Annotated in this window: 2 protein-coding genes and 2 pseudogenes; 2 read left to right on the top strand and 2 right to left on the bottom strand. The window is 59.0% G+C overall.

Annotated features, from left to right (window positions below; genetic code table 11):
- Window positions 1-247: 247 nt before the first annotated feature.
- A pseudogene (locus QWJ46_RS30805) lies at window positions 248-1669 on the top strand (ISNCY-like element ISRel10 family transposase).
- A gap of 6 nt (window positions 1670-1675) precedes the next feature.
- Here QWJ46_RS30805 and QWJ46_RS30800 read toward each other — a convergent pair.
- The gene (locus QWJ46_RS30800; protein WP_004675918.1) at window positions 1676-2413 is read right to left on the bottom strand and encodes a hypothetical protein; all 738 of its coding nucleotides are present in this window, start codon (window positions 2411-2413) and stop codon (window positions 1676-1678) included.
- A gap of 311 nt (window positions 2414-2724) precedes the next feature.
- On the opposite strand from QWJ46_RS30800, the gene QWJ46_RS30795 reads away from it, so the two are divergent.
- Window positions 2725-4095, top strand: coding sequence for an ISNCY family transposase (locus QWJ46_RS30795; protein ID WP_004675917.1), 1371 nt, complete (start codon window positions 2725-2727; stop codon window positions 4093-4095).
- A 231-nt stretch (window positions 4096-4326) separates the two neighbouring features.
- On the opposite strand, the pseudogene QWJ46_RS30790 reads toward QWJ46_RS30795, so the two are convergent.
- Window positions 4327-4649: pseudogene (locus tag QWJ46_RS30790) on the bottom strand (hypothetical protein); the annotation flags it as partial.

Here is a 4649-nt window from a genome sequence, read left to right as displayed (position 1 = left end):
ACCCGCCCCCGCTCCGCCCTTTCAACCCGGCCCAGCCGGTCGGATCGGGGGCTGATCTCCCTGCCCTGTAGTAGCCTTTAAGCCCTTGTTGCATTTACATTAGAAGTCACAAGGCTATTTAGTAATGCGACAGTTGGGCCAGTTAGAGATGCGACAATCTCGCCTCTCGACGACTGGTCAATGCCAATGTCGGGAGCAAGGATGACGACCTTCAGCCTGGTCGAGACCATGAGCGGTCGGAGTCGTCATGTCCTTTATGATCACTATGTCGCAGAAAGAATTGCATCGCCTCGAACTCATCCAGAAGATCCGTGACGAACGCCTGAGCGTTGTGCAGGCCGCCGAACGGCTCGACCTCAGTCGAAGTCAGGTCCATCGGCTGCTGCAGGCCTATGACCGGGATGGTCCGGCCGGGCTTGTTTCCAAGAAGCGATCGCGACCGAGCAACCGGCGCCATAGCGAGGAGTTTCGCAATGCGGCGCTGAATCTGATCCGTGAACGCTATCTGGATTTCGGTCCGACGCTGGCGCGTGAGAAGCTGATCGAGCTGCACCGGATCTCGGTCGCCAAGGAGACCCTGCGGCAATGGATGACCGAGGCCGGCATCTGGGTCTCGCGTCGGGAACGCAAGAAGCGGGTTTTCCAGCCACGCGGCCGACGTGATTGCTTTGGCGAACTGGTACAGATCGATGGCTCGCATCACTGGTGGTTCGAGAACCGTGGGCCCAAATGCGCCCTGCTCGTCTATATCGACGACGCCACCGGCAAGCTGCTGCATCTACGGTTTGCCGGCTCGGAGAACACCTTCGACTATCTGCACGCGACCAAGGCCTATCTGCAGCAATGGGGCAAACCGCTGGCCTTCTACAGTGACAAGCACGGCGTCTTTCGTTCGACCCATGCGTCGGAGAAGGACCGGACGAGCGGCCTGACACAATTCGGCCGCGCGCTTTATGAGCTGAACATCGACATCATCTGTGCCAATACCCCGCAGGCCAAAGGCCGCGTCGAACGTGCGAACCAGACACTGCAGGATCGGCTGGTCAAGGAAATGCGGCTGCGCGGCATGGACACGATCGAGGAAGCCAACGCCTATGCGCCTGAGTTCATTGCGGATTTCAACGCGCGTTTTGGCAAACAGCCGCGTAATCCGAAGGACATGCACCGGCCGTTGGCCGACCACTAGAACCTCGATGGCGCCATGTGCCGCAAGGAAGTTCGCACGCTGTCGCAGGCTTTGACGCTGCGCTATGACAAGGTGCTGTTCATCCTTGATCCGACAGATCTTTCCAGGTCCCTGGCGGGTAAGAAGGTCGTCGTTTGCGACTATCCGGACGGGCGCCTCGAGATCATGCACGAGAGCTTTGCCCTGCCCTACCGAACCTTTGACACGTTACGCTCCGTGCATCGCGCCGAGGTCGTCGATAACAAGCGGTTGGACGACATGCTGTCTGTTGTCGCCGAGCTGCAGGCTGGGCGGGAGCAGCAGCGCAGCAAGGGCGGACCACGGCGAACTGGGCAGACGGACCATATGTTCGGCATTCGCGATGGCAGCACGGGGAACGGCTACCAGAAGCGTGGACGCAAGCCGAGAACGGATTACATGAACGATCCGGCGGTGATCGCACGGCGGGAGAAAGCGTTATTGAGGCAGCCGGCTGCGGAATAAAGGGCGTCAATGCACGCCGATATCGCTTTGCGTATCTGACTCCAATTGCAGGCAGGCGGACCAAAGCGGCGTCTTGTGGAAGGCTCCGTCTTGAAGAAGCGTGAGCCCTTCTCGTGCCTCATAAAGCAGGCCCAGCCAGCACAGGCGCCGCAGGACGCCATATTGGAGATCGAATTTGAGCTCCCAGGCTTCCAGGGTCATTTCGGTGGCGGACAGAGGTGCCGTGTCTGGATAGAGGATCTTCACGACGTCCAAAGGCGTACAGCCTTCTCTCGCCTTGATATTGAGAAGATTGAGGAACATGCGCCACCAGCGTAGGCGCGCTTGCACCTCAGCTTCCCGCTCGGTGGCATGGACATACGAGTAGAGATAGTCTGTGGCCACGAGATCGAAGAAGGCTTGCGGGTTCACCAGAAACTCCCGGCCGCGTCTGGTTGGCAGCAGCACATCCTTTTTCCGGCGAAGCAGCTTCAGATGGCGGGTCATGTCCCGCACGACCCAGAGCGGCGGCATGTCGCTTTCGTTCAGCACTTTGTTCATGCTGTAGAGGTCTTCGGCTGTGAAGTCGGGCCACAGGAAGTTCACAGCGGCCCAATGTACGAATTTGCGGTTCATAGCACCGGTCGCGGTCAATCCTATGCCACCCTCACCGTCAGCATAGGCAACGGACAGAAGCATGCCGCGAAGAAGAGGTGACAGCGCGGCGACATCGACGTCACCCTGCAGCTTGATTTCCGGAAGCATCGTGCAGCTTTGATCCCTACCCGCTCAATTCAGATAAAAGCGAGTATCAGCCGGCGACTGAACAATTGCTATTGAGAAAGCTAAAGCCGAAGAGGTGTTCTTTCACCCGCCCCCGCTCCGCCCTTTCAACCCGGCCCAGCCGGTCGGATCGGGGGCTGATCATCGGTGCCAGTGTCGCGTTTCTAACTGGCCGACAGCGTCGCAGCCCTATTCGGCTTTGACAACTACTGTAGCCGCAAAGTTGAAGTGTCCTGTTTCTGCAAAGTTGGAATGTCACACTCCCCGCGTTTTTCTGACGTGGGAGATTGCAGATGGGATTGGTAGCGATGAGCGAGCGTGATCTGCAGCGGATCGAGGTTTTGTCGAAGGTGATCGCCGGCCGAATGACGATGGTGTCGGCGGCACATGTGCTTGATCTGAGCGAGCGCCAGGTGCGACGCCTGTTGGATCGCATCCGCACGACCGGCGCAGCCTCGATCCGCCACACGGCGATCGGCCGACCGTCGAACAACCGGATCAGCGACGGTGTTCGGGATTATGCGGTGACGCTGGTTCGTGAACGTTATGCGGATTTCGGTCCAACGCTGGCGGCCGAGAAGCTTGCCGAGCGCGATGGATTGCGAGTGTCGCGCGAGACGTTGCGCGGCTGGATGACGCAGGCCGGATTGTGGCTGTCACGCAAGCAGCGGCGGACGTTTCATCAGCCGCGGCTGCGGCGCGAAGCCTATGGCGAGCTGGTGCAGATCGACGGGTCCGAGCATCGCTGGTTCGAGGATCGTGGAGATCCGTGCTCGCTCCTGGTGTTTGTCGACGATGCGACTGGCCGATTGATGCAGTTGCGGTTCGTGCGCTCGGAAAGCGCCTTCAGCTATTTCGACGCACTTGAGCTTTATCTGAAGCAGCACGGGGCGCCGATCGCCTTTTATTCCGACAAGCACTCGGTCTTCCGGGTGACGAAGAAGGAGGCCAAGGGTGGTCAGGGCATGACCCAGTTCGGACGGGCACTCTCGGAGCTAAACATCGAGATTCTCTGTGCAACCAGCCAGGCCAAAGGCCGTGTCGAGCGGATGAACCGGACGCTGCAGGATCGTCTGGTCAAGGAATTGCGACTGGCAGGCATCGACACCATGGAGGCAGGCAATGCGTTTTTGCCTGGCTTCATGGTGGACTACAATGGGCGGTTTGCGATTGTCCCTGCCCGATCCGATGACCTGCACCGGCCGGTAAATCTTGCACCGGATCGGTTGAAGGAGATCCTGTGCAAACGCGAGCAGCGCTATGTCGGATCGCAGCTGACGTTTTCGTTCGAGCGTAAGCGGATCATGCTGGAGGAGACCGACGTGACGCGCGGATTGGCCGGCCGCTATGTCGAGACCTATGCCTATGCCGACGGCCGCCTCGATGTACGATGGAAGGGACATTCCCTGCCCTACAAAACCTTCGACAAAGACCAGCGGGTGACGCATGCGGCGATCACCGAGAACAAACGGCTCGGCGACGTTCTGACTTATATCAAGGAGCGCCAGGACCAGCAGTCGAAGCCGGTGGTGATGACCAACAGCGAGAAGAACGGCTATGTGCGACGGGCTCACGGTCCGGGACGGCGGAAGGATTTCATGAACGATCCGGCAGTGATCGAACGCCGCAAAGCAGCGCTGGCAAAGCTTGACGCTGCGGAGTGAGGCGTCAATCGCATCGTCTCAAAGCTAAAGCCGAAGAGGTACTCCCTCACCCGCCCCCGCTCCGCCCTTTCAACCCGGCCCAGCCGGTCGGATCGGGGCTGATCATCAGAGCCAGCGTCGCGTTTCTAACTGGCTGACAATGTCGCCCCTCTAATCAGCTTTGACAGCAATTGTAACCGCAAAGTTAGAATGTAAGAACGACTGGCATCTATTGCTCGATCCATCTCCACCCTATTGCTGGAAAAGGTAAATGTCGCTCTGCATGCCTGATGGCCCCAGAGTGGCCGTGTAGGGCACACCATGGATACTGAAGTTGGTGGGTTTGTCCGCGCTCGGCAGCAAGTCAAACAAGTACATTGCAGGCAGAAGGTCATCTGGTACCGGTTGATTGCCGTGTTGCCAGCTCGGAGGGACAAATCCTCCCAAGTCGTCCACAGGCAGCGTGTACTGTGGGGTGCCGAAGATCGATGCCCCCAAGCTTTGCTCCCATGGTGCGTCTGGCGGATTGACGCTTTGCACCGGTGAATAGGCGGCTGACGGCAAATCCTGCCGGA

This window comes from Rhizobium sp. CBN3 (assembly GCF_030518245.1).
GTDB classification, from domain to species: Bacteria; Pseudomonadota; Alphaproteobacteria; order Rhizobiales; family Rhizobiaceae; genus Rhizobium; species Rhizobium aethiopicum_A.
The sequence above is the reverse complement of the archived record's forward strand: the minus strand, read 5'-3'. Positions and strand labels throughout refer to the sequence as shown.

Excerpts from the sequence above, each read along its gene's own strand:
- QWJ46_RS30800 (WP_004675918.1), bottom strand. The coding sequence starts at position 2,413 with ATGCTTCCGGAAATCAAGCTGCAGGGTGACGTCGATGTCGCCGCGCTG.
- QWJ46_RS30795 (WP_004675917.1), top strand. The coding sequence starts at position 2,725 with ATGGGATTGGTAGCGATGAGCGAGCGTGATCTGCAGCGGATCGAGGTT.